The following is a 23678-nucleotide window of genomic DNA, read 5'->3' as shown; positions in this document are numbered from 1 at the left end:
GCCTATACCGGGTGGGCGTCCCCTCATACATTGCTTACGCCACTCTTGGCCATTCCGTTATCACCTGTCCTCGTGAATACCGCTTCACGGGTTGCGGCGGCGGGTCACGGTCCGGGCGTCGGCGGTGCTACTTGGCGTGGGCGCCGAGGTAGAAGAGCAGCCAGATGAAGCCGGCCAGGACGTGGCCGAAGACGATGTAGATCAGCACACGCCAGCCGACCGCCTTCTCGGCGTACTTCTCGGAGTCCTGGGTCATGGTCGTTCGGCTCCTGTCGGCGTGGCCCCGCGGAGCTCGGTGAGCAGCTCCTCCTGGCCGGTGAGCAGCTGGGTCAGGATGCGCCGGGCGGCCCCGAGCAGCTCCGCCACGTCCCCGCCGGCCAGGGCGTAGACGACGGTGGAGCCCTCGCGGGTGGAGGTCACGATGCCGGAGCGGCGCAACACCGCGAGCTGCTGGGAGAGGTTGGAGGGCTCGACGCCGATTTCGGTGAGGAGGTCGCGCACCGGCATCGGCCCGTCCTGGAGCAGCTCCAGGACCCGGATGCGCACGGGGTGCCCGAGCATCCGGAAGAACTCCGCCTTCGCCTGGTACAGCGGCACCCGCACGCCGATCAACTCCCGTCCTGCCCGTCTGCCGTGTTCGTGGCGTCCCCGGTGTCCGTCGTGACGCCGTGCGCGAGGGCCAGCCGGAGGGCGTCGTCCAGCTCGTCCTCGGCGATGGCCGCCCCGTAGGCGTCCTCGGCCGCACGGGCCGCGGCCAGGGCCGCGCGCGCCGCGCGCACCCGCTCCCGCATCGCTTCGGCGAACGCACTCACGGCGGGCCCCCTACGTGGATCGTGGATCGACCGACTGCCTGCGTATCTGGTGAATTGAAGAATTCTGCAATTCTAAGGCACCTTTCGCCCGTCGCCGCCCCATGGACCGTGTGAGTGATGTGGTGTCGCCTTCGGTGCGGTTGTCACATGATCGTAGGTCCGTTTTGTTACGTTTTCCCCGCTGTGAACGGTCCTCATGTGGCTGGGGGTGTTGGGTGGCGATTTCGGCGAGTGACGCCCGGCCGGCGGCGGCCCGCGAATGCCCCGACGGCCCCGGCCCGGGCGACGGACCAAGCCCTGGCGACGGCCCCGGCCCGGGCGACGGCCACGGCGGCGACGGCCCCGGGGGCCCCGAAGCGGCGGAGCCGACCGATGCGAGCGGCCCGGGGGGCTATGACTACGCCGGGTTCAGCCGGCTGGCGGGAGAGCTGACCGAGCCACCGGACGGCGTCTACCGGGTCCGCTACCGGCGGCTGCTCAGCCGCGGCCCCGGCGGTGGGGTGGGGGTCATGCTGCTGGTGGCCGCCGCGCCCCTGGTCTCCGTGGCCCTCCTGCTCTGGCTGATCTCGCCCGACCACTGGCTGTACCGGCCCTACGTCAGCGACTGGGAACGGTTCGCCGACACCGTCATGCTCGTCTCGATCGGCCTGATCGAACTGTTCCGCGTGGTCAACGTCGCCTCCAACGCCCACGCGACCTGGGTGGCCCGCGACCCCGTGCCCGTCCGCGCCCAGCCGGGCACCCGCGTGGCGTTCCTGACCAGCTTCGTGCCGGGCAAGGAGCCGCTGTCCATGGTGCGGGCCACGCTCGAGGGCGCCGTACGGATCCAGCACGACGGGCCCATGGACGTATGGCTGCTGGACGAGGGGGACGACCCCGACGTCAAGGGGCTGTGCGCACAGCTGGGCGTACGGCACTTCTCCCGCAAGGGAATCGCACGCTGGAACCAGCCCTCCGGCTGCTTCCGCGCCCGCACCAAGCACGGCAACTACAACGCCTGGCTGGACGCCCACGGCGATGCCTACGACTTCATGGCCTGCGTGGACACCGACCACGTGCCGCTGCCCAACTTCCTCGAACGCATGCTGGGCTACTTCCGCGACGCCGACGTGGCCTTCGTCGTCGGCCCCCAGGTCTACGGCAACTACACCACGGCCGTCACCAAGGCCGCCGAGAGCCAGCAGTTCCTCTTCCACGCCCTGATCCAGCGGGCCGGCAACGCCTACGGCTCACCCATGTTCGTGGGGACGAGCAACTGCGTCCGCATCAGCGTCCTGCGCCAGATCGGCGGCCTCTTCGACTCGATCACCGAGGACATGGCCACGGGTCTGGAGATCCACCGCCGCCGCAACCCCGCCACCGGGCGGCGCTGGAAGTCCGTCTACACCCCCGACGTCCTCGCCGTCGGCGAGGGCCCCTCGTCCTGGACGGACTTCTTCTCCCAGCAGCTGCGCTGGTCGCGCGGGACGTACGAGACGCTGCTGCGCCAGTTCTGGCGGGCGGTGTGGACCCTGCCGCCCGGACGGCTGATGAACTACCTGTTCATGGTCGCCTACTACCCGATGGCCGCCCTCAACTGGGCCCTGGGCGCCCTGACCTGCGCGCTGTTCCTCGGGCTCGGGGCCTCGGGGATCACCGTGGAGTCCTCGCTGTGGCTGATGCTCTACTGCGACGCGGCCGCCCTGCAGGTCGGGCTGTACGTGTGGAACCGGCGCCACAACGTCAGCCCGCACGAGCCGGCCGGCTCCTCCGGGGCGGCCGGCATGGTGATGTCGGCCCTCTCGGCGCCGCTGTACGCCCGGTCCCTGGGCGAGGCGCTGCTGCGCCGGCGCTCGCGGTTCGTGGTGACGCCCAAGGGCGACTCCGCCAGCCCCGACTGCATGGCGACCTTCCGCACCCACCTGATGTGGGCGGGGGTGTTCGCGCTGTCGCTGACCGCCTCCTGGACGCTCGGCCACGCCCACACCGCGATGCGGACCTGGGCGTTCCTGGCCCTGCTGACCGCGCTCGGCCCGCTCGGCGTCTGGCAGGGCGGCCTGTGGCGGGAGCGGTGGCTGACGCGCCGCGGGCTCGTCCCGGTCGCCGTGACGGCCGGTGACGCGGGGGCCTGTGGGTCCGGTGGGTCCAGTGGGTCCGGTGGGTCTGGTGGGTCCAGTGGGGATGCCGAGACGGGTGCCTCGCGGCCGGTGGGGCAGCGCCGACGGGGGTTGTGACGTAAATCCGGGACAGGGGACCGGGCGGGCCGATCGATGGGATGTGGGTGCGGTGAGGTTGCTGCCGAACGCGAAGGAACGCAGGATGGCGCTGGGCGTCGGCGCCGTACTGGCCCTGGTCGCCGCCAACGGCCCGGCCGCCACCGGGTTCGCGGAACGGGCCTGGCACGCCTACACCATCAACCAGCAGGCCTACAAGGCCCGGTACGGGCACTGGGACGTGGTGGACGTGCCCGAGAGGTTCCGCGTCAACGCCATCCACGCCGCGCTGCTGCGCACCGGAAAGGTGCTGCTGATCGCCGGGTCGGGCAACGACGAGAAGAACTTCCGGGCCGGTACGTTCCAGAGCGTCCTGTGGGACCCGGTGCGCAACACCTTCAAGCAGGTCCCCACGCCCAAGGACATGTTCTGCGCCGGCCACGCCCAGCTGCCCGACGGCAGGCTCCTGGTGGCCGGCGGCACCGCGCGCTACGAGAAGCTCACCGGCGACGTGCGGCGCGCCGGCGGCGCGATGCTGGTGAAGAACGAGAACCCCGACGCCCCCCGGACCTTCCCCGCCGGCACCGTCTTCGTGGGCTCCTCCGGCAAGCGCTACCGCTCCCAGCTGGCCGTTCTCGTGCCGCGCGCGACGAAGACCATCACCGAGCAGAACAAGGACGAGGGGAAGAAGCACAAGGGCAAGGGGAAGCACAAGGGGAAGCACAAGGCCGTCAAGAAGAAGGTCACGGTCACCGCCGCCCAGGCCCGGGTGTACGTGGAGGCGCTCACCGAGGGGGAGGACGGCATCACCCACACCGCCGACCAGTACCGCATCCAGGGCCTGACGGGCCAGGACGCCCACGACCTCTACGGGCTCGCCGCCAAGCTGGGCCTGGACAAGAAGGACTTCCAAGGGCTCAAGGACGCCTACGAGTTCGACCCCATCGCCGAGCGCTACGTACCGGTCGACCCGATGTCGGAGGCCCGCTGGTACCCCACCCTGGTGACCCTGAAGGACGGTCGGGTGCTGACCGTCTCCGGCCTGGACGACATGGGCGAGATCATTCCCGGCAAGAACGAGATCTACGACCCCGGGACCCACAGCTGGTCCGCCGGCCCCGACCGGTACTTCCCCACCTATCCCGCCCTCTTCCTCACCGGCGGCGGCCGGCTGTTCTACTCCGGCTCCAACGCCGGCTACGGCCCCGCCGACCGGGGCCGTACACCGGGCCTGTGGGACGTGGGCACCAACGCCTTCGAGCCCGTACCCGGGCTGGAGGAGCGGGACTTGACGGAGACCTCGGCCTCCGTGCTGCTGCCCCCCGCCCAGGACCGGAAGGTGATGATCCTCGGCGGTGGCGGGGTGGGGGAGTCCCACCGCTCCAGCAAGCGCACCGCGATCGCCGACCTGAGCGCCCCGGCCCCCCGCTACACCCGCGGCCCCGACCTGCCCCGGCCCACCCGCTACCTCAACGCCGTACTGACCCCCGACGACCGGGTCTTCACCACCGGCGGGTCCGGCGACTACCGCGGCAAGCGCGGCTCCGACATCCTGCACGCCCAGTTCTACGACCCCCGCAAGCGCGCCTTCCGCAACGCCGCCGATCCCACCGTGGGCCGCGACTACCACTCCGAGGCGCTGCTGCTGCCCGACGGGCGGATCGCGGTCTTCGGCTCCAACCCCCTCTTCGCGGACAAGGCGGGCACCCGCATGGGCGCCTTCGAGAAGCGCATCGAGGTCTACACCCCGCCCTACCTCTACCGCCACCACCGTCCCGCCCTGCGCACGGGGCCGCTCGTGGCCGCGCGGGGCGGGACGCTCACCCTGCCGGGCACGGACCGGCGGGGGGTGGCCGCGGTGCGGCTGATGCGGCCCAGTGCGGTGACGCACGCGACGGACGTGGAGCAGCGGTCGGTCGCGCTGACGCTGCGGGCTTCGGCGGGCGGGGCGGTGGCCGTGGAGATTCCCGAGGACCCCTCGTTGGTGCCGGCGGGGTGGTACATGGTCTTCCTCGTCGACCGGGCGGGGACGCCCTCGCGGGCGGCGTGGGTGCACATCCGCTGACGGCGGGGGAAATGGCCCCTGCCCCGCCCTTTCACCGTTTCTTGTCCTCAATCGCCGGACGGGCTCGATTCTGCACCGCGGGACGGGCTCGATTCTGCATCGCGGGACGGGCTCGATTCTGCGGGTCTCGTCGTCGCCAGACCCAGCGCGTACTCCGACCACCAGCGGCCGGCCTGCGGTGCGCCCCGGCAGGTGCCGTCCGATTCGCCGGGGCGCTTGATCCAGACGAAGGCGTCGACGCGCGGGTCGCCCGTCGCCGTCGTGGGGGGCGTACCCAGCGCCCGGCCCGGCGGGTTGCACCACGACTCGTCCCCCGGGCCGGGCGGCGCGGGCGGCAGCGGGCCGTTGCCGTTGCGGCTGGTGTCGATGATGAAGTGGGCGCCGTTCAGCCGGTCCGAGAGCCGGCCGCCGTAGTCGCGGGTGACGGGCGTGGTGTGGAAGTTGGAGACGTTGAGCGCGAAGCCGTCCGCCTCGCCGATCCCCGCCTTGCGCAACGCGTCGGCCAGCAGCTGCTGGTCGGAGATCCAGCCCGGGTTGCCGGCGTCGATGTACACCGAGGTGCCCCGCCGCTCCTTGAACGCCCGTACCGCGTCGGCCAGTAGCCCGAGCCGCTCCTCCTTGGCCTCCGCCGGCAGACAGCCCGCGGCCCACTGCGCCACCGCGTCGGGCTCCAGGACCACCCAGGCCCGGTGCTCGCCGATGCCGGCCGCGGCGCGGGCCACCCACGCCCGGTAGGCGGCGGCGTCGCGCGCGCCGCCCGAGGAGTACTGGCCGCAGTCGCGGTGCGGGACGTTGTACGCCACCAGGACGGGGATGCGGCCGGCGCGTTCGGCTTCCTCGACGACCGCGGAGACCTGCCGCACCGGGTCCTCGCTCGTCATCCAGACGGCAGTGGGCTGTTCCGCGATGCGCCGCACGGCCTGCGCGTCCTCGTCGCGCCCCCGCTCCTGCCAGATCCTCGCCTGCTTGGCGGGCCGGTTGGCCGGCTCGGCCCAGAAGGGGGACACCGGACCGTCGGTGACATTGGAGGCCGTCGCGGCCCCCGCGCCGAGCGGCAGCCACACGGCGCACGCGCCTGCCAGCAGGGCGGCACCGCGCCGCGCGCCGCCCGCGAACCGGGTCGTACGAGACCTTGCCATGAGCACCACCTCTCCCACCGGGTGTCGGAATGTCTCCCCACACCGGGATGTGGCGTCCCGTCAGTTCCTGATTCGCTGCCCCGTACGGGGGGCGGGGTTGCTCCGAGGGGAGGGCTGTGCTGACGCAGCGTCAGGCAGTGCCGAGGACCTGCGCCAGGTCGTAGCCGACCGGCTCCTCCAGCTGCGCGTACGTGCACTGCCGCGGCTCCCGGTCGGGGCGCCAGCGGCGGAACTGGGCCGTGTGCCGGAAGCGGTCGCCCTGCATGTGGTCGTAGGCGACCTCCACCACGCGCTCGGGGCGGAGCGCGATCCAGGACAGGTCCTTCTTGCCGGTCCAGCGGCTGGGGCCGCCCGGCAGCCGGCCGGCGGCCTGCGCCTCGGCGCTGGCCCACTGCTCCCAGGGGTGCCCGGCCACGGACGGCATCCGCAGCGGCTCCAGCTCCTCCATCAGCTCCCGGCGCCGGCGCATCGGGAACGAGGCGCAGACTCCCACGTGCTGCAGGTGCCCGGCGTCGTCGTACAGGCCCAGCAGCAGCGAGCCGACGACCGGGCCGCTCTTGTGCGGCCGCAGCCCCGCGACGACGCAGTCGGCGGTCCGCTCGTGCTTGACCTTGACCATGGCGCGCTCGCCCGGCAGGTACGGCAGGTCCGGCGGCTTGGCGATCACCCCGTCCAGGCCCGCCCCCTCGAACTGCTCGAACCAGCCCCGGGCCACCTCCAGGTCGTAGGTGACGGGGGCGGTGAAGAGCGGGTCGTGGGCGCCGCCGAGGGCGTCCGTCAGGGCCTCCCGGCGCTCGCGCTGCGGCGTCGCCAGCAAGGACTCGTCGCCCAGCGCCAGCAGGTCGAAGGCGATCAGGCTCGCCGGGGTCGTCTCCGCCAGATGGCGGACCCGGGAGTCGGCGGGGTGGATGCGCTCCAGCAGGGCGTCGAAGTCCAGCCGGCCGCCGCGGGCGATGACGATCTCCCCGTCCAGGACGCAGCGCGGCGGCAGCTGGCGCAGCAGGGTCTCCACCAGCTCGGGGAAATAGCGGGTGAGCGGCTTTCCGGTGCGGCTGCCGATCTCGATCTCGTCGCCGTCGCGGAAGACGATCGCCCGGAAGCCGTCCCACTTGGCCTCGTACTGCATGCCGGGCGGGATCGCCGCCGCCGGCTTGGCCAGCATCGGCTGCACGGGAGGCATCACCGGAAGGTCCATGACCCTTCGATTGTGCGGGCGGCGACCGGGCGCCGCCCGCCGACGGGCGGCGCCCTCCCGTTCGGCCTAACGTGACACGCATGGCAGACACCCTGGAGCTCACCGTCGGCGAGCGGACGGTACGGCTGTCCCACCCGGACAAGGTCTACTTCCCCGAGCGCGGGTTCACCAAGTACGACGTCGCCCGGTACTACCTCGGCGTCGGCGACGGCATCCTGCGCGCCCTCAAGGACCGCCCCACCACCCTGGAGCGCTACCCCGACGGCGTGGAGGGGGAGTCCTTCTTCCAGAAACGGGCGCCCAAGAACCTCCCCGAGTGGATCCCCACCGGCCGCATCGCCTTCCCCAGCGGCCGCTACGCCGACGAGATCTGCCCCACCGAGACCGCGGCCGTCCTGTGGGCGGCCAACCTGGGCTGCCTCACCTTCCACCCCTGGCCGGTGCGGCGCGCCGACACCGACCACCCCGACGAGCTGCGCATCGACCTCGACCCGCAGCCCGGCACCGGCTACGCCGACGCGGTCCGCGCCGCGCTCGAACTGCGGGACGTGCTGTCCGGACTCGGCCTGACCGGCTGGCCCAAGACCTCCGGCGGCCGCGGCCTGCACGTCTTCGTGCCCATCACCGCGGACTGGACGTTCGTACAGGTGCGCCGGGCGGCCATCGCCGTCGCCCGCGAACTGGAGCGGCGGGCGCCGGAGCGGATCACCACCGCGTGGTGGAAGGAGGAACGCGGAACAAAGATCTTTGTCGACTACAACCAGACCGCCCGCGACCGCACCATCGCCAGCGCCTACTCCGTGCGCCCGCGCCCGCACGCCCCCGTCTCCGCGCCGCTGCGCTGGGACGAGGTCCCCAGCGCCGTTCCCGAGGACTTCGACCTGGTCACGATGGCGGCCCGGTTCGCCGAAGTCGGCGATGTGCACGCCGACATGGACGCCCGCCCCTGCGGGCTGGAGGCGGCGCTCGAGCTGGCCGCGCGCGACGAGCGCGAGCACGGCCTGGGGGACCTGCCCTACCCGCCCGAGCACCCCAAGATGAAGGGCGAGCCCAAGCGCGTACAGCCCAGCAGGGCCCGTAAGACGGACGGCTGACGGCGGCCGAATGGTCGGCCATCCGGGCCGTCATCTTGATTTGTGTTTAGGTCGACATTTCATGTGGAACTTGGGCAATGCGTGATCCACTTCGCATCGAGGGAGTTCCCATGTTCCGTACATTCGCGATCCGCAGCAGGAAGGTCTCGGCCGGTGTGATCGCGGCCGCCGCCCTCGGCGGCTCCCTGCTCGCCGTCCCCGCCCAGGCCGCCCCGCCGACCCGGCCCTACGGCACGGTCGTCGCCGGCTCGGGGATCGTCGAACGCGCCTTCCCGAGCACCGACTCCTCGGTGAGAGGCATCCTCAAGTTCCACGGCCAGGCCGCGCTGCGCTGCAAGGTCCGCGCGCAGGACGTGGGCGGCAACCCGGTCTGGTACCTGCTGCGGGACCGTGCCACCTGGGTGGCGGCGAAGTACATCGAGAACACCGGGGAAGTGCCGGTCTGCAAGGCCGTCAACCACAAGGCCCTCGACGACGCCCCGGAGACCCGCGCGGCCGTGGGGTGACGGGCCGCCACGGGACCGTGGCACCGGGGGGTCCGGACGGGGCCGGACCCCCCGGTGCCACAGGAACGCCGTCCGCGCATCCACCGCCAGTACGGCTATGTGGGCCGATGCCGGATTTAACGGGGTCGGGAGGCGAAAGTGGTGGGGAAAGGCGGCCGCACCGCCCGGACCGGCGCCTAGAGTTGCGTCACGGGCTCTCGTTTCGGCCGGAAGGAAGAACGCGTTGGACCACGCGACCCATGGTTGTGTCCTGCTGCTCGACGGCACCCCCGACGGGCGGCGGGGCGCCCTGCCGAACCCCACCGCGCACGCCATCGCGGGCGCGGGACCGCGCCAGTTCCTCGCCGCCGCCTCCGCCGACGTGGTGCAGCTCCCCGCGATGGCCGGACCCCAGAGCGTCCTCGCCTACCTCCAGGACGCGGCCCGGGTACCCGGGCCGCTGCTGGTGTGGGTCACCGGCCACCTGATGGTCCCGGCCCGGCGGAGCACGGAACTGCACCTGGCGCTGCGCGAGAGCACCGCCGCCACCGTCCGCTACACCGGCCTGCCCTGGGAGTGGCTGACCCGGGCGCTGCGCGAGCACGCGGGCCCGACCCTGCTCCTCGTCGACGCCGAGGCCGACGCCCACACCTGGCCGCACGTGGCGGCCGCCGCCCACGACGGGCGCCTGGCCGGGGGCCTGCCGGTCTGCGGAGTGCTCACCCCCACTCCCGGCAAGCCCTCGCAGGAGGCCGGGCCCTACACCCGCTCCTTCCTCACCGCCCTGTCCGTCGGCCACCCCGCGGCCGGGCCCACGCTCGACCCCGCCGTGATCCACCACCTGGCGCTCACTCAGGCCTCGCTCCCCGAGGGCTTCCTGGCCCTCCAGTCCGGCACCGGCGGACCCGTCCTCGCCAACCGGGCGGCACCGGCGCCCGCCGCCGCACCCGTCGCCCCCGCGGCCCCCGCGCCGCCGGTGGCGGCCGGCCCGCCCCCGGCGGCCGCGGTACCCCCGCCGCCCCGCGAGGAGGAGGACCCGCTGCCGCGCATCCTCGCCGCCGCCCAGGCCGGCCGGCACAACGAGGCGGGGGCCATGGCCGCCGCCTGGGAGCAGCAGGCGCTGCGCCGCCACGGCCCGCACAGCCCCGAGGCCGGGCTGTGGATCGAGGTGCGCGCCGACCTCGCCCGCCTCGCCGGCGACCACCCGCGCGCCGCCGAGCTGTGGATGTCGGCCGCCTCCACCCGGCTGGCCCGGGGCGGCCCCGCCGACGCCGAGGCGCTCGCGGCGCTCAAGCGGGCCCACTACTGCTGGCAGCACAGCGGCGAGCGGGCGCCCCGGCTGGCGCCAGCCCTGCTCGCCCTGTGGGAGCAGGTGCCCGACAGCGTCGGGGCCGCCGCCGACGTCCGCGCGCGCCTGCAGGAGGCACCGCCCACGGTCTCCCGCTGAGCGCTCTCACCGCCCGCGGTCGGCCGTCCACCAGCGGGCCTTGTACATCCCGCCGCGCAGGAGCGTGCGCGTGCCGTCCGGGCGGTACAGGAACAGCCGGTCGGTGCACCAGGTGCAGGGGTTGCCCGGATCGGGCCGGGCGACCAGCACCTGCCCACTGGCCGGGTCGTCGCCGACGCTCTTGACGCCCGGGCCGCTGATCCGGGACTGGAGCGGGTACGACACGAACTCCTGGTCGGACGTCGCGTACTGGTACACCGCCGAGGCGGTGGTCACCCACAGCCGCCCCCGGCTCCCCAGCACGGGGGCCAGGTCGTGCCCGCCCCGGCTGGGCAGCGTCACCCGCCGCACCACGCTCAGCTCCGGCTCCTCGGGCGTACCGCCGACCTGCAGGGCGACCAGCTCCCGGCTGCCCAGGGCCCACAGCAGCCGGGTCCGCGGATCCCAGTGCACCCCGTGGGCCCCGGCCAGCGACACCTGCGCGTGCTCCGTGGCCCGCGGGCCGGTGGAGGCGGCGTACAGCCGCACGTACCCGCCCGTGCTGACCGCCACGGCGACGTTCCCGTCGGGCAACAGGTCGATGCTGTGCGTGTTGCCCGTGCCGGTGTCGGCCGCCCAGTACACGGCGCGGCCGGGATAGCCCACCACGGCGGCCAGCCCCCCGGAGGCCGTCACCAGCAGATACCGCCGGCCGTCCAGGTCCCGGACCTTCGCCTCGCTCGGGTTGGTCCACGTCACGTCCGGGCGCAGGTCCTCCAGGCCCGACCGGCCGTCGGCGCTGAAGGACCACAGCACCCCGGGGTCGTCGCTCCCGGCGTCCCAGCTCGCCTGCCGCGCGTCGAGCACGTACACGGCCCGCGTCGCCTGGTCGGCCGCCACGATCGGCGAGGCCGGCGCCGCACCCGCCCACGTCGTCCCGCTCCGCTCCCCGGCGGTCGCCACACCGCTCGTCGCGGTCATCAGCACCGCGAGGACGGCGGCCAGCGACCGCCCCACCACCGAGCCCACGCGGGCTCTGCCACCCCTAGGTCCACGCACGCCGCACAGCGTCGGCCGCGCACCGCGCCGGGCCGCGACGCCACGCCCGCGTGTCAGGCGAACGGGTGGCGCCCCGGCCCGGACGCTGGGCCGGACGGGTGAATTCGGCGGCGTGGCGCGCTGCTCACGCGCGTTTGGGGGGAGTTTGAGTTCGGGACAAAAGCGCTCAAAGGCAGGGTGGGTGTGCAGCCGATGACGACGACGGAATCCGTATCAGAGCAGTTCCCCGTGCGTTTCTGGGACGTGCCGGACCTACGGGGCCTGGACTTCGACCCCTTCATGGCCGAACGGCTGCACGAGGAGCCGATCTCCCGGATCAAGCTGCCCAACGGCGAGGGTCACGCCTGGTTCGTGACCCGGTACGAGGACGTCAAGTTCGTCACGTCCGACCCCCGCTTCAGCCGGCAGGCGGTGCTCGGCCGCCCGATCACCCGGCTCGCCCCGCACTTCATCCCGCTCGACGAGGCGGTGGGCTTCGCCGACCCGCCCGAGCACACCCGTCTGCGCAAGGCCGTCGCACGGGCCTTCACCGCGCGCAGCCTGGAGCGGCTGCGCCCCGCGGCCCAGCGGGCCGCCGACGAACTCCTGGACGAGATGGAGCAGGAGGGGCCGCCCGCGGACCTGATGGAGCATCTGCACGGCCCCCTGCCCCTGGCCGTGATCAGCGACGTGATGGGCGTCCCCGCGCACGACCGGCCACAGATGGCGGAGTGGACGAACATCCTGCTGTCGGCCGGCTACGGCCGGGAGGAGAGCGAGCGCGCCAAGACGGGGATGGCGGCCTACTTCACCGAGCTGCTGGAGCGCCGCCGCGCCGAGGTCAGCGACGACCTGATCGGCTATCTCGCCGAGGCCACGCTGGAGGGCGAGCTCAGCATCGAGGAGGCCGTGGCCATCGCGCTGCTCATCCAGGCCAGCGCCGCCCACGCCGTGCGCAACAACAGCGGCAACATGGTCTACGCCCTGCTCACCCACCCCCGGGAGCTGGCCCGGCTGCGCGCGGAGCCCGAGCTGCTGCCGCAGGCAATCGAGGAGCTGCTGCGCTACATTCCGCACCGCAGCGCCGTGGGGCTCGCGCGCGTCGCCACCGAGGACGTCGAGGTCGGCGGCGTGCTGATCCGGGCCGGTGAGGTCGTGCACTCCTCCTACCTCACGGCCAACCGCGACCCCGAGGTCTTCGAGCGCCCGGACGAGCTCGACTTCGACCGCAAGCACAATCCGCACCTGTCCTTCGGGCACGGGCCGCACTTCTGCCTGGGGTCGATGCTGGCCCGGCTGGAGTCCGAGGTCATCCTCTCCAACCTCCTCGACCGCTTCCCCGACCTGCGCCTGGCGGAGCCCCTGGACAAGATCCGGTGGCAGCGCAGCGCGCTCATCCGGGGACCGGAGACCCTGCCCGTCACCTGGTGAACGCCGCCTCGGCCGTCCCGAAAGGCCCCGCACCATGACGCTTCCGAGCGCCCCCGACGGCCTGGTCGTACCCCCCGGCGGGGGCCGGATCCTCCACACGCCCGCCCAGCACGTGACCTTCAAGGTGACCGGCGAGCACTCCCAAGCCGCCTCCAGCTTCGAAGTGGTCGTACCGCCCGGCTTCGACGTGGGCGCCCATCTGCACACCCGCAGCGAGGAGCTGTTCTACGTCCTCGAGGGCGAGCTCGACGTCCTGGCCTTCGAACCGCGCATCCGCACCCGTCAGAACTGGCGCGAGTGGGAGTCCCCGTCGGGCAAGCGGTGCGTGCGGGCCACCGCCGGCACCGTGATCGTCGTGCCGCCCGGCTGTCCGCACGCCTTCGCCAACCCCACCGGGGAACCCGCCCGGATGTTCTTCCAGGCGTCGCCGCCGCCCGACCACGAGCGCTACTTCGAGGAGCTCTTCGACATCCTCAACTCCGGTCCGCACGTGGACGAGGAGGCCGTGGCCAAGCTGCGCGAGCGCTACGACATCGAGCAGCTCACACCGCTGCGGATGACCCCTCCGGCAGGTGGAGGCGCCGCTCCCCGGGCGTGATGCGCAGGTCGTTGATGCTGGCGTAGCGGCGGCGCATCAGGCCGCGGGCGTCGAACTCCCAGTTCTCGTTGCCGTGGCTGCGGTACCACTGGCCGTCGGCGTCGTGCCATTCGTAGGCGAAGCGCACGGCGATGCGGTCCCCGGAGAAGGCCCACAGCTCCTTGCGCAGCCGGTAGTCGAGCTCGCGCTCCCACTTGTCGCGCAGGAACCGGACGATCTCGGCGCGGCCGGTCAGGAAGACGTCGCGGTTGCGCCACTGGGAGTCCTCGGTGTAGCCGAGGGCCACGCGCTCGGGGTCGCGGCTGTTCCAGGCGTCCTCGGCCGCCCGGACCTTCGCCAGGGCGGTGTCGGCGGTGAACGGCGGGAACGGCGGCTTGCTCTCGGACATGACTCTCCCCTGGTCCGTGCGGAGCGGAGAACGATCGTTCTCCGGCGATGTGCTGTAGCGTAGGAGAACGATCGTTCTCGCGCAAGGAGCAAGGGAGAAGGTGCGATGGATACAGTCGTGCGGGCGGAAGCCGGGGCCCGGGTGCTCGACGCGGCCGAGGAGCTCTTCTACGCCCGGGGCCTGCAGGCCGTGGGCATGGACGCCGTCCGCGGCGCCTCCGGGGTCTCCCTCAAGCGCCTCTACCAGCTCTATCCGTCCAAGGACGCGCTCGTGGAGGCGTACCTGCGCCGCCGTGACGAGCGCTGGCGCGCGGCCCTGGCCCACCACGCCGGCGCCCGGCCGGCCGGCCGCGAGCGTCTCCTGGCGGTCTACGACTGGCTCGGACTGTGGTTCGCCGAACCCGGCTTCCGCGGCTGCGCGTTCGTCAACTCCTTCGGAGAACTGGGCGCCACGGTGCCGGCCGTGGCCGAGGCGGCGCGGGCGCACAAGGAGGCGTTCCGCGCGTACGTGGGCGAACTCGTCGCGGAAGCGGGGGTGCCGCCGCGGTTGACGGCTCCTCTCGTGCTGCTCGCCGAGGGGGCGATCACGACGGCGGCCGTCACGGGGGCCGCTGGCGCGGCCGTCGAGGCACGGGAGGCGGCCCGGACCTTGCTGGATGCCGCTGCCTAGGCTCATGCCGGGGGCTCCGCCCCCGGACCCCCGGTCCTCAATCGCCGGACGGGCTGATTTTGTTGCCCGGAACCGGGTCGTATGCGCGCCTCGGCCGGCGCCGAAATCCAGCCCGTCCGGCGATTGAGGACAAGAAACGGTGAAAGGGCGGGGCCGGGGCAAGATCAACACCGGAAACCCAGTCGTGTCATCCGACCGCCCCAAGGAGCAGCCCGTGTACCGCCTCACCTACGACGACGTCCGGCGCGCCGCCACCCGCCTGGACGGCCACACCCGCCCCGTCGTCGTCACCCCCGCCGGCCCTGGCCGCTGGCTCGCCCTGGAGCAGATGCAGCACACCGGTTCGTTCAAGGCCCGCGGCGCCCACAACTTCCTGGCCGCGCACCGCGAGGCGGGCACCCTGCCGCCGGCCGGCGTGACCATCGCCTCGGGCGGCAACGCCGGGCTGGCCTGCGCGTGGGCCGCCCGGCTCCAGGGCGTGCGGGCGACGGTGTTCCTCCCCGAGAACGCCCCGCACGTCAAGGTCGCCAAGCTCCGCGGCTACGGCGCCGACGTGCGCCTGGTCGGCACCGAGTACGCCCAGGCCCTGGCCGCCTGCGAGGAGTTCGCCGCGAAGACCGGCGCCCTGGCCAGCCACGCCTACGACCACCCGCTGATCGCGGCCGGCGCGGGCACCCTGCTCGACGAGATCCGGGAGCGGATCCCCGGCCTGGACACCGTCGTCGTCGCCGTCGGCGGGGGCGGGCTGTTCGCGGGCGTGGCCACCGCCGCCCGCCACCACGGCGTACGGACCGTCGCCGTCGAGCCCGAGAACTGCCGCGCCCTGAACGCCGCGCTGCGCGCCGGGAAGGTCGTGGACGTGGCCGTCGACTCCGTCGCCGCCGACGCGCTCGGGGCCCGGCGGGTGTCCGCGGCCGCGCTGGCCGCCGCGCAGGACGACAGCGTGACGTCCGCGCTCGTACCCGACAGCGAGATCGTCCGCGCCCGCCAGACGCTGTGGGACGACCGCCGGCTCGCCGTCGAACACGCGGGCGCCACCGCCCTCGCGGCCGTCGGGGCGGGGGAGCGCAGCGCCTATGTCCCCGCCGGGGACGAGACCGTGGCCGTGGTCGTCTGCGGCGCCAACACCGACCCCAGCGACCTCGTGCAGCGCTAGCGGACCACCCGTCCGGCCCCGGCAACACCCCCGGAGGTGAAGGGCGTTCAAGGCCCTTCACTCATTGCGGACTCTCCGGTAGAAATGCGGCAGTCACGCAGATGGGGGAGACAGGATGGATACCGAGCACACGGCGTCGCCGCCCGAGCCCGTCGAAGATCCCGGGGAGTGCGCGGGGTTCGTCGCCATCTCCGTACGGCTGACCGGGTTCGAGGAGTACGACCTGCGGGCCACCGGCCTGGTCCGGCTCTACCACGACACCACCCTCGCCCAGGTGGGGCGGGCGGCCGTGGGCCGCTTCATCGACGATCTGGCCGCCGCCGGGGGAGACCCCGACGGCCTCGCCGACGCGACCTCGCGCGACATCGCCCGGGCCGTCACGCACCTGTGGTACCTGGGCGTCTGGCCGCAGCTCTCCCGGCCCGTGCACGCCGCGCTCGGCCGGGAGCACGCCAACACCGCGTTCGTGGTCTCTCCCGAGGCGTACACCGAGGGCCTGGTCTGGCGGACCTTCCACGGCCACCCCCCGGGCGCGAAGGCGCCCGGTCACGGCACCTGGGCCGCCCCGCCGCCCGGTGCCCCGGCCCGGCCCGCGCAGGGCGCCGCGTGAGCGCCGCACCGCGACCCGGCGCGGACCGCTACGACGTGATCGTCGCCGGCGCCGGCCTCGCCGGCTCCCTCGTGGCCAAACAGCTGGGCGACCAGGGCTGGCGCGTCCTGGTCCTGGAGGCCGGCACCCGCACCCTGGACACCTGGCCGGGCCACCTCGACGCGATGAACACCTACTACGGGGCGCTCGCCAAGGTCCCCAACGCGCCCTACCGGCCCAACGCCGCCGCCCCCTCCCCGGACGTCCTCGACCTGGTCGGCCTGCCGGCCGGCGGCTACCGGGCGAACGGCTACTTCGTCCAGAACGGCGCCCTGCCCTACGCCAGCGACTACCTGCGCGCCACCGGCGGCACCGCCCTGCACTGGATGGGCCTGGTGCCGCGCATGCTCCCCGACGACTTCGCCACCCGGAGCCGTTACGGCTACGGCCGGGACTGGCCGCTCGGCTACGACGACCTGGAGAGCCACTACCGTGCCGCCGAGCGCCTCCTGGGCGCGGCCGGCGACGCCGCAGAGCAACGCGACGCCCTCGGGCTGCCCTTCCCGCCCGGCTACGTCTACCCGATGCACGAGATCCCCCGCACCTACCTCGACCGGGTGCTCGCCGCCCGGCTCGACGGCGCCACCGTCCACGAGAGCCCGGACGCGCCCGCCACCACCCTGCGCGTGGTCACCACCCCGCACGCCCGCAACAGCACCCCCGACCCGCGCTACGACGGCGGCGCCGGCCACCGCCCCGCGGGCGCGGCAGGCCTGCCCAACTACGGCGAACGCTGCGTCGGCAACGCCTCCTGCGTCCCCATCTGTCCCGTCCAGGCCAAGTACAACCCCCTCAAGACCCAGGCCACCTGGAGCCACCGGGTCACGCTCGTCCCCCACGCCGTCGTCAGCCGGGTCCTCGCCACCGGCGGCGGCCGTGTCTTCGGTGTCGAGTACCAGCGCTACGACGACCCGGCCGCCCCCGTGCACACCACCCGCACCGCCGAGGCGGACATCGTCGTCCTCGCCGCCCACTCCATCGAGAACGCCAAGCTGCTCCTCGTCTCCAAGCTCGCCAACAGCAGCGACCAGGTGGGACGCAACCTCATGGACCACCCCACCCTGCTCACCTGGGGGCTGCTCGACCATCCGGTGGGCCCCTTCCGCGGCCCCGGCTCCACCTCCGGCCTGGAGAACTTCCGCGCCGGGCCCGCCCGCAGGACCCGCGCCCCCTTCCGCATCGAGATCGCCAACTGGGGCTGGAGCTGGCCGGCCGGCTCACCGGGCAGCGACGTCGCCCGGCTGCTGGGCATGGGCGCCGACTCCGACCAGCCGCGCGGCAAGGGCCTCTTCGGGCGCCGGCTGCGCGAGGCGCTGGGCCACGACGTCGGCCGCCAGTTCTGCCTGCAGTTCGCCATGGAACAGGACGCCGAGAGCCGCAACCGCGTCACCGTCGACCCGGGCGTGCGCGACCGGCTCGGCAACCCCCGGCCTGTCATCACCTACGACCTCTCCGACCGCGTCAAGCGCGGCATGGCCGCCGCGAAGGCCGTGTCCGACCAGATCTTCCGGCTGCTCGGTGCCGAGGACCACACCGCCTACGCCCCCGGCCCCCTCGCCCCCGGCTGGTTCCGCCACGACGACCGCGACTTCGTCTACCAGGGCGCGGGCCACGGCGCCGGCACGCACATCATGGGCGGGGACCCCGCCACCTCCGTGGTCGACCACTGGCAGCGCTGCTGGGACCATCCCAACCTGTACGCCGTCGGCTGCGGCAGCATGCCCTCGATGGGCACCTCCAACCCCTCGCTCACCATGGCCGCCCTCGCGCTGCGCAGCTGCGAACAGATCCACCGCGACCTCAGGGAGCTGCACCGCCCCAGGGCCGTCCGCCCCGTCGCGGCCGCCCGGCAGCGGGAGGGACGGCCATGACCGCGCCCTCCGTGCTCCGGGAGCCACCGTTCCGGGTGCCGCGCGACCGTGCGGACCTGCAGCTGTTCCTGCAGGCCGCGCTGACGCTGGAACACCTGACCATCCCGCCCTATCTGACGGCCATGTACACGCTGCGGGCCGGCACCAACCGGCCCGCCTTCTACGCGATCCGGGCCGTCGTGCTCGAAGAGATGCTGCACATGACGCTCGTCGCCAACCTCCTCAACGCGGTCGACGGCACACCGCTGGTGGCGAACTCGCAGTTCGTCACCGGCTACCCCGCCCAGCTGCCCTACAGCAGGGACCGCATCACCGTCGCCCTGCGCCACTTCGGGACCAAGGCCCTGGAGACCTTCCTGCGCATCGAGCAGCCCGAGTACCTGACCGGGCCGCCGGGTCACCCCTCGGCGGCCGGGGACGAGGGCTGGACCTCCATCGGGCAGTTCTACGACACCATCCGCGAGGGGGTGCTGCGGCTGACGGCGGAGCTGGGGGAGCGGCGGCTCTTCAGCGGCGACCGCGCCCGGCAGGTGGGCCCCGAGCACTTCTACAACTCCGGCGGCGAGGTCTTCGCGGTCACCGGCCTGGCCTCCGCGCTCAAGGCGCTGAAGGTCATCACCGAACAGGGCGAGGGCGTGAGCATGACCGTCTTCGACTCCGACGACCAGATCTTCGGCGAAGCCAGGGAGCCCGCGCACTACTTCCGGTTCAACGAGCTCCTCCAACAGCGCGCCTACGGGCCGCACGACACCCCCGCCACGGGACCGACCGGCCCCGTCGTGGAGGTCGCCTGGCGCGACGTCCACCCCATCGACCCCGAGGCCAAGGTGGCCCACTACCCACGCGGCAGCGCCGTGCGGCGGGCCGCCGAGGAGTTCAACGAGGTGTACGCACAGCTGCTGTGCGTCCTCGAGGACGCCTTCACCGGCGACCCGGCCGCGGTCGGGGCCGCGGCGCCGGTGATGCTGCGGCTGCGGGACCTCGCCGAGCGGCTGTACCGCAATCCGCACCCGGACCCCGCGAAGAGCGCGCGGGGCCTGTACGCGAGCCCGACCTACGAGGTCACTGACCGGCACTTCGAGCGGGCGCGGGCAGCCCTGGCGCGGTAGCGGCCGGCGGAGCCGCGGTCCTGGGCGGCGGGGCGACGGTGCGTTCGACCGGCGGTGCCGCAGTCTTCGGCGGCGGCGCGAGGGTGCGTTCGACCGGGGGCGCCGCCGTCCTCGGGGGCGGTGCGGCCGTACGTTCGACGGGCGGAGCCGCGGTCCTCGGGGGTGGGGCGACGGTGTGTTCGACCGGCGGCGCGGCCGTCTTCGGCGGCGGGGCGACGGTGTGTTCGACCGGGGGAGGCGCCGTCTTCGGGGGCCGGGGTGCCGACGTCGTGTGGACGGGCGGGGCCGCGGAGGCCGTGCGCGGGGGCGGCTGGGAGACCGGCGGGGCCGATCGGGTGGGCGGCTTGCTCGTGACGGACGGCGGCACCATGGGCGAGCCCGTCCTCGGCGGCGCCGTGCGCGAGGGGCTGGGCGGTGCGGTGGTGGGCGGCCTGGACGTGGCGGTTCCGCCGCTGGACGGAGGACGGGAACCGGAGGATGAGCCTCCGGTCGGGGTGCCGGACGGAGTGTCGGACGGAGTCCCGGAGGGGCTCCCCGAACCGCTCCCGGAGCCCGACCGGGACGGCGTGGGGGCGGACGGCGGGGGCACCGGGAAGGTCTTGGAGTCGTCCGCGCCGTCGCTGCCCACCGGGCGGTCGAAGCCCTTGTCGGGCTGGTAGGCGTCGACGAGCGGGAGGGTCTTCATGGGCCCCTCGTCCAGGGGCCTCGCGGCGATGACGGTGACCTGCGAGTTCTGGAAGCTCTCCCAGTGCTGCCCGGTGTACGTGGACGCCATGCGGTCGATGTTGTTCTCGGGCTGCAGCAGCGGATTGCCGCAGTTGCACTTGACCGCGGGGTTCCGGTACTCGTCGAAGAGCAGCGCGGTACCGACCTGGACGACGGACAGATACGAGACCGTCTTGCCGTCCCCCTGGTAATTGTGGTTCCTGACCAGGGTGTCCACGAGCACATGGCCCTCGCTCAGGCCCTTGACGTGCTCCTCGATCTTGTCGACGGGGATCTTCCGGATCTTGGCCCAGGCCGCCGCCTTGGCGGGGTCGCGCAGGAGCTCGGTGACCAGCTTGCTCTTGTCGCAGCGGGTCTTGCCCGGGGTCCCGCCGATGACCCCCCGGGCCTCGGCCGCCTTCTCACCGCTGCGGGGCAGCGCCTTGACCCCCTGCAGATCGGTGCCCGGCGCCGGTATGAACGCACCCGGCGCGATCACCCCCGCGGCTTCCAGGGCTATCTCGGCGACCATCTTCTTCGAAGCCTTCGAACAGCCCGCCGCCCCCGCGCCGCCCAGCAGCGCGCAGACGGCCAGCAGGGAGACGATCCTCATCCGTTCGCGCCTCACAGCGCACACCCCCCGATAGCTGATCCACGAATTCCGACGGTTTTAGTCCGTACGTGCTAGCACGAGGTCACCCAGCCGCTGCCGCAACTGGCGTACCCCGTCGGGTCGGTGCTCGGACCCGCGGTGGGCTCGGTGGTGGGGTCCGTGGTGGGTTCGGAGGTCGCCGGCTCGGAGGTGTCCTCCGTCGGCCCGGGCGTGGCCACCCCCGTGGGGCCGCCGCCCGGGTTGTCGCCCGTTTGCGAGCCGCTGTTGTCGCGCAGGGCGAACAGGGCCGCGGCCCCACCGGCGAGCAGGACCAGCGCGACGACGGCCGCCACGATCCACACCGCCGTCCGCGGCCGTGGCTCCGGGCCGTGCTCCGGCCCCGTCCCGGGGTGCGGCAGCGGACGCACGGGATACCCGACGGAGGCGGCGGACCCTCCCGAGCCCGGAGCGAGAAGGGGAGTCGCCAGGCCGCCCTGCTGCAGCCCGACCGGCACGTTGACGGACGGCGTCCCCGCGGAGTGCCCCACGACGGGCCCGGGTTCCGGCGGGCCGGTCACCGGCGTCGGCGTGGGCCTCGGCGCAGGTGAGGGCGTCGGGGTCGGTACGGGCGTGGGTGTCGGCGTGTCGGGTACCGTCAGCGGCCGTCCGGGGCCCGGGTGGCGCACCCGCTCGTCGAGGGCGGTGCGGACGTACCCGGGCGGTTCCTCCGTGAGCAGGCCGGCGGCGACCCGGTCGAGGAGCTGCTCGGCCTCCGCCGAGCCCATGCGGGCCTCCGGGTCCTTGCGCAGCAGCCCCTCCAGCACCGGCGTCAGCGGCCCGGCCCGCCGGGGCGCCGCGGGCTCGTCGTCGACCACGGCCCGCAGCGTGCTGAGCGCGTCGCCCCGGCGGAACGGGGAGACCCCCTCCACCGCCACGTACAGCAGGGTGCCCAGCGACCACAGGTCGGAGGGGATGCCCGGGCGGCGGCCCGTGGCCCGCTCCGGGGCGAGGTACTCGGCGGAGCCGACCAGGTCGCCGGTGCGCGTCAGGGTGCCCGCGCCCTCGATGACGGCGATGCCGAAGTCGGTGAGCACCACCCGGCCCCCGGCCTCCAGCAGGACGTTCGCCGGCTTGACGTCGCGGTGCAGCACCCCCACGGCGTGGGCGGCGCGCAGCGCCTGCAGCACCTGCGCGCCGATCCTGGCGGCCTCCTTGGGCTGGAGCACGCCCTCCTGCCGGAGCACCTTGTCCAGCGACTGGCCGCGCACCAGCTCCATGACGATCCAGGGGCGGCCCTCCTGCTCGACCACGTCGTGCACGGTGATCACATGGGGGTGGGCGACCCGCGCGGCGGCCCGGGCCTCCTGCTTCAGGCGCGCGTACAGCACCCGGACGTCCTCGTCGTTCATGTGCTCGGGCGCCCGGACCTCCTTGGCCGCGACCTCCCGGTCGAGTACCTCGTCCATGGCGAGCCAGACGACGCCCATGCCGCCGTGCCCCAGCTGTTCCATGAGCCGGTACCGCCCGGCCAGCAGCGGTTTGCGCCGCGTGGTGTCCATCCCGTCCATGCCGTACGCCCCCTCCCCCTGCGTACGGCGTACCGAGCCGTGCGCATTCGGGCCACACTGGCTGGGACGTGGCCGTGGCCGAAACCGTTCCCGGCCGGACGGGAATCCCCGCGCGGCCTCAGCGGCGGGCGGTCAGCTCCTTGTCGAGCCAGCGCAGGACCTCGGGGTATTCCTCGCGCCAGGTCTGGAAGTTGTGGCCGCCCTCCTCACGGACCAGCTTGTCGACCTTGGTCGGCGCCTTGGCCTTCCCCGCGAACCTCAGCATGGGACCGTAGTACTTCTCCTCGCCCTTCGAGCTGGCGGCCAGGAGCAGGGACACCGGCGGCGCAGCCATGTGCTCCAGGCGCCAGGTCAGGTCGGACTCGTTCCTGATCTGCTTGTTGCCCGCGTAGAGGTCACCGGTGTCGCGGTCCTGGCGCGCGAAGAGGTCGGCGGACAGCCCGGCCGCGGCGCCGTAGCGGGCCGGGTTGGTCATGGCCGCCTTCAGCGCGCAGTACCCGCCGGTGGAGTTGCCCACCGCGCCCCAGCCGCCCCGCGAATTGTCCGCGCGGTAGACGTCGTTGACGGCGATGGGCAGGTCCTGGTTGAAGAACGTCATGGCCTGCGGGCCGCCCGGCACGTCCGTGCAGTTGGTGTCGCGGTCCGCCACGACCGACGGCCGGACCATCAGCACGATCGTCGGTCTGATCTGCTTGGCCACGATGGCGCGGGAAGCCGCCTGCGGGACCTTGATCTGGGTGATGAGGTTCTTGGAGACGCCGGGCTGCCCGGTGATCGCCACGATCACGGGGAACCGGTCGTTCTCGTGCTCCTTCTGGAAGTACTGCGGCGGCAGATAGGCGAAGCCGTCCATGCCCAGCCCGCTGACGGGACCGCGTATCTCGATCCGGTCGACCTGGCCGGCCTTCTCCTTCGGGCCCAGGCCGACGGACTCCTGCCCCTTGACGACGAGCGCGGGCGGCCGCTTGCCGTCCTTGCCGCCCTTGAGCTCCTGCTTGCTGGAGTTGCGGCCGAGGAGCTCGTTCCACGTGGAGTAGAAGCCGAACTCGTTGTTCGCCGCGACGAGCAGCACCGACAGGATGCCCACCTGCGCCACGGCGAGCAGGCCGAGCCGGGAGAGGAGCGCCGGGATCCCCTTCTTCGCGGCCCGTGGCCACAGCCACAGCACGAGGGCGGCCAGCGCGACGGCGATGACCACCAGGAACAGCAGGAAATTCTGGGACGTAAGGCCCACGGTTGTCGCTCCTCTTCGGAGTGGGTTCTCCGGGAGGGAAGAGGGGGTACGGCCCGGTGAGGTTTCCTGTTTTGGCCGCAATTTTCGCCTTATGGCGCTGCCGGGGGTCCTGACGGCCCGCAGGGGCGGCCACGGCCTACGACCCTACCCCGCGCGTCCGCACGCAAGATCGAAACTGTCCGGGCAACCCCTGTCGGCGGACGGGCCCCTGCGTCTAGGGTGAAGGCGCAGCCGGTTCGCCCCGCCCTCCAGGCGGGCGCGT

The 23678-nt window shown here is 73.3% G+C and carries 22 protein-coding genes; 12 read left to right on the top strand and 10 right to left on the bottom strand.

All coding sequences use genetic code 11. From position 1 onward, the window contains the following. Positions 1–127 precede the first annotated feature (127 nt). From AB0G59_RS24455 to AB0G59_RS24445, 3 genes are read right to left on the bottom strand one after another with little or no spacing between them, the layout of a single operon-like run. Complete coding sequence (locus AB0G59_RS24455) at positions 128–256, bottom strand: DUF6126 family protein (protein WP_360915348.1); 129 nt, start codon at positions 254–256, stop codon at positions 128–130. Continuing rightward, positions 253–603: a metalloregulator ArsR/SmtB family transcription factor gene (locus AB0G59_RS24450; RefSeq protein WP_071966988.1), complete on the bottom strand. Its 351-nt coding sequence runs from the start codon at positions 601–603 to the stop codon at positions 253–255. Before AB0G59_RS24450 ends, AB0G59_RS24455 begins: the two co-directional genes overlap by 4 nt. A gap of 5 nt (positions 604–608) precedes the next feature. Beyond that, positions 609–812, bottom strand: a complete 204-nt coding sequence (locus tag AB0G59_RS24445; protein WP_360915345.1) for a hypothetical protein — start codon at positions 810–812, stop codon at positions 609–611. Positions 813–1228: 416 nt separating this feature from the next. Between AB0G59_RS24445 and AB0G59_RS24440 the strand changes: the two genes are divergently transcribed. Together AB0G59_RS24440 and AB0G59_RS24435 are read left to right on the top strand one after the other, a co-directional pair. Then, the gene (locus tag AB0G59_RS24440; RefSeq protein WP_360915381.1) at positions 1229–3025 is read left to right on the top strand and encodes a glycosyltransferase family 2 protein; all 1797 of its coding nucleotides are present in this window, start codon (positions 1229–1231) and stop codon (positions 3023–3025) included. 85 nt (positions 3026–3110) lie between these two features. Further along, positions 3111–5069 carry a kelch motif-containing protein gene (locus AB0G59_RS24435; RefSeq protein WP_360915341.1) on the top strand — a complete coding sequence of 653 codons (1959 nt, stop codon included), beginning with the start codon at positions 3111–3113 and terminating at the stop codon, positions 5067–5069. Between the two features lie 47 nt (positions 5070–5116). Here the strand turns inward: AB0G59_RS24435 and AB0G59_RS24430 are convergent, their stop codons facing one another. Next, on the bottom strand, positions 5117–6208 hold the full coding sequence (locus AB0G59_RS24430) for a glycoside hydrolase family 6 protein (RefSeq protein ID WP_360915338.1): 1092 nt from the start codon (positions 6206–6208) through the stop codon (positions 5117–5119). 130 nt (positions 6209–6338) lie between these two features. Beyond that, on the bottom strand, positions 6339–7403 hold the full coding sequence (locus AB0G59_RS24425; RefSeq protein WP_360915335.1) for an ATP-dependent DNA ligase: 1065 nt from the start codon (positions 7401–7403) through the stop codon (positions 6339–6341). An 80-nt stretch (positions 7404–7483) separates the two neighbouring features. Between AB0G59_RS24425 and ligD the strand changes: the two genes are divergently transcribed. The 3 genes from ligD (at position 7484) to AB0G59_RS24410 (ending at position 10429) form a co-directional block, all read left to right on the top strand. After that, positions 7484–8497 (top strand): non-homologous end-joining DNA ligase, encoded by a 1014-nt coding sequence (ligD, locus tag AB0G59_RS24420; protein WP_360915332.1) that lies wholly within the window; start codon positions 7484–7486, stop codon positions 8495–8497. A gap of 110 nt (positions 8498–8607) precedes the next feature. Beyond that, positions 8608–9003, top strand: a complete 396-nt coding sequence (locus tag AB0G59_RS24415) for an SH3 domain-containing protein (protein ID WP_360915329.1) — start codon at positions 8608–8610, stop codon at positions 9001–9003. Between the two features lie 223 nt (positions 9004–9226). Further along, a complete protein-coding gene (locus tag AB0G59_RS24410) occupies positions 9227–10429 on the top strand; it encodes a hypothetical protein (RefSeq protein ID WP_360915326.1) in 1203 nt (400 codons plus the stop codon). Positions 10430–10435: 6 nt separating this feature from the next. Here AB0G59_RS24410 and AB0G59_RS24405 read toward each other — a convergent pair whose 3' ends face one another. Continuing rightward, entirely contained in the window at positions 10436–11467 is a 1032-nt protein-coding gene (locus tag AB0G59_RS24405) for a DUF6528 family protein (protein ID WP_360915324.1), read from the bottom strand. Positions 11468–11659: 192 nt separating this feature from the next. On the opposite strand from AB0G59_RS24405, the gene AB0G59_RS24400 reads away from it, so the two are divergent. Both AB0G59_RS24400 and AB0G59_RS24395 read left to right on the top strand, forming a co-directional pair. Next, positions 11660–12877 (top strand): cytochrome P450, encoded by a 1218-nt coding sequence (locus AB0G59_RS24400; RefSeq protein WP_360915321.1) that lies wholly within the window; start codon positions 11660–11662, stop codon positions 12875–12877. Positions 12878–12911: 34 nt separating this feature from the next. After that, on the top strand, positions 12912–13475 hold the full coding sequence (locus AB0G59_RS24395; protein WP_360915318.1) for a cupin domain-containing protein: 564 nt from the start codon (positions 12912–12914) through the stop codon (positions 13473–13475). Here the strand turns inward: AB0G59_RS24395 and AB0G59_RS24390 are convergent. Further along, positions 13420–13863, bottom strand: a complete 444-nt coding sequence (locus tag AB0G59_RS24390; protein ID WP_360915315.1) for a nuclear transport factor 2 family protein — start codon at positions 13861–13863, stop codon at positions 13420–13422. The two genes, AB0G59_RS24395 and AB0G59_RS24390, sit on opposite strands and share 56 nt — an antisense overlap. 105 nt (positions 13864–13968) lie before the next feature. Between AB0G59_RS24390 and AB0G59_RS24385 the strand changes: the two genes are divergently transcribed. From AB0G59_RS24385 to AB0G59_RS24365, 5 genes are all read left to right on the top strand, one after another. Further along, positions 13969–14532 (top strand): TetR/AcrR family transcriptional regulator, encoded by a 564-nt coding sequence (locus tag AB0G59_RS24385; protein WP_360915312.1) that lies wholly within the window; start codon positions 13969–13971, stop codon positions 14530–14532. A gap of 214 nt (positions 14533–14746) precedes the next feature. Beyond that, positions 14747–15688: a serine/threonine dehydratase gene (locus AB0G59_RS24380; protein WP_360915309.1), complete on the top strand. Its 942-nt coding sequence runs from the start codon at positions 14747–14749 to the stop codon at positions 15686–15688. 115 nt (positions 15689–15803) lie between these two features. After that, the gene (locus tag AB0G59_RS24375; RefSeq protein ID WP_360915306.1) at positions 15804–16298 is read left to right on the top strand and encodes a hypothetical protein; all 495 of its coding nucleotides are present in this window, start codon (positions 15804–15806) and stop codon (positions 16296–16298) included. Continuing rightward, complete coding sequence (locus AB0G59_RS24370; RefSeq protein ID WP_360915303.1) at positions 16295–18208, top strand: GMC family oxidoreductase; 1914 nt, start codon at positions 16295–16297, stop codon at positions 18206–18208. Before AB0G59_RS24375 ends, AB0G59_RS24370 begins: the two co-directional genes overlap by 4 nt. Further along, positions 18205–19317: a ferritin-like protein gene (locus tag AB0G59_RS24365; protein ID WP_360915300.1), complete on the top strand. Its 1113-nt coding sequence runs from the start codon at positions 18205–18207 to the stop codon at positions 19315–19317. The genes AB0G59_RS24370 and AB0G59_RS24365 overlap by 4 nt, the downstream gene beginning before the upstream one ends. On the opposite strand, the gene AB0G59_RS24360 is transcribed toward AB0G59_RS24365, so the two are convergent. The 3 genes from AB0G59_RS24360 to AB0G59_RS24350 all read right to left on the bottom strand — a co-directional run bounded on the left by AB0G59_RS24360 (position 19271) and on the right by AB0G59_RS24350 (position 23416). Next, positions 19271–20635: a DUF6777 domain-containing protein gene (locus tag AB0G59_RS24360; RefSeq protein ID WP_360915297.1), complete on the bottom strand. Its 1365-nt coding sequence runs from the start codon at positions 20633–20635 to the stop codon at positions 19271–19273. The two genes, AB0G59_RS24365 and AB0G59_RS24360, sit on opposite strands and share 47 nt — an antisense overlap. A 71-nt stretch (positions 20636–20706) precedes the next feature. After that, on the bottom strand, positions 20707–22182 hold the full coding sequence (locus AB0G59_RS24355) for a serine/threonine-protein kinase (RefSeq protein WP_360915294.1): 1476 nt from the start codon (positions 22180–22182) through the stop codon (positions 20707–20709). A gap of 118 nt (positions 22183–22300) precedes the next feature. Further along, positions 22301–23416 carry an alpha/beta hydrolase-fold protein gene (locus tag AB0G59_RS24350; protein ID WP_360915292.1) on the bottom strand — a complete coding sequence of 372 codons (1116 nt, stop codon included), beginning with the start codon at positions 23414–23416 and terminating at the stop codon, positions 22301–22303. Positions 23417–23678 lie beyond the last annotated feature (262 nt).

The organism is Streptomyces sp. NPDC021096, from assembly GCF_040641275.1.
Classification (GTDB): Bacteria; Actinomycetota; Actinomycetes; order Streptomycetales; family Streptomycetaceae; genus Streptomyces.
Note: the sequence above shows the minus strand (reverse complement) of the source record. Positions and strands in the feature narration are given on the sequence as shown.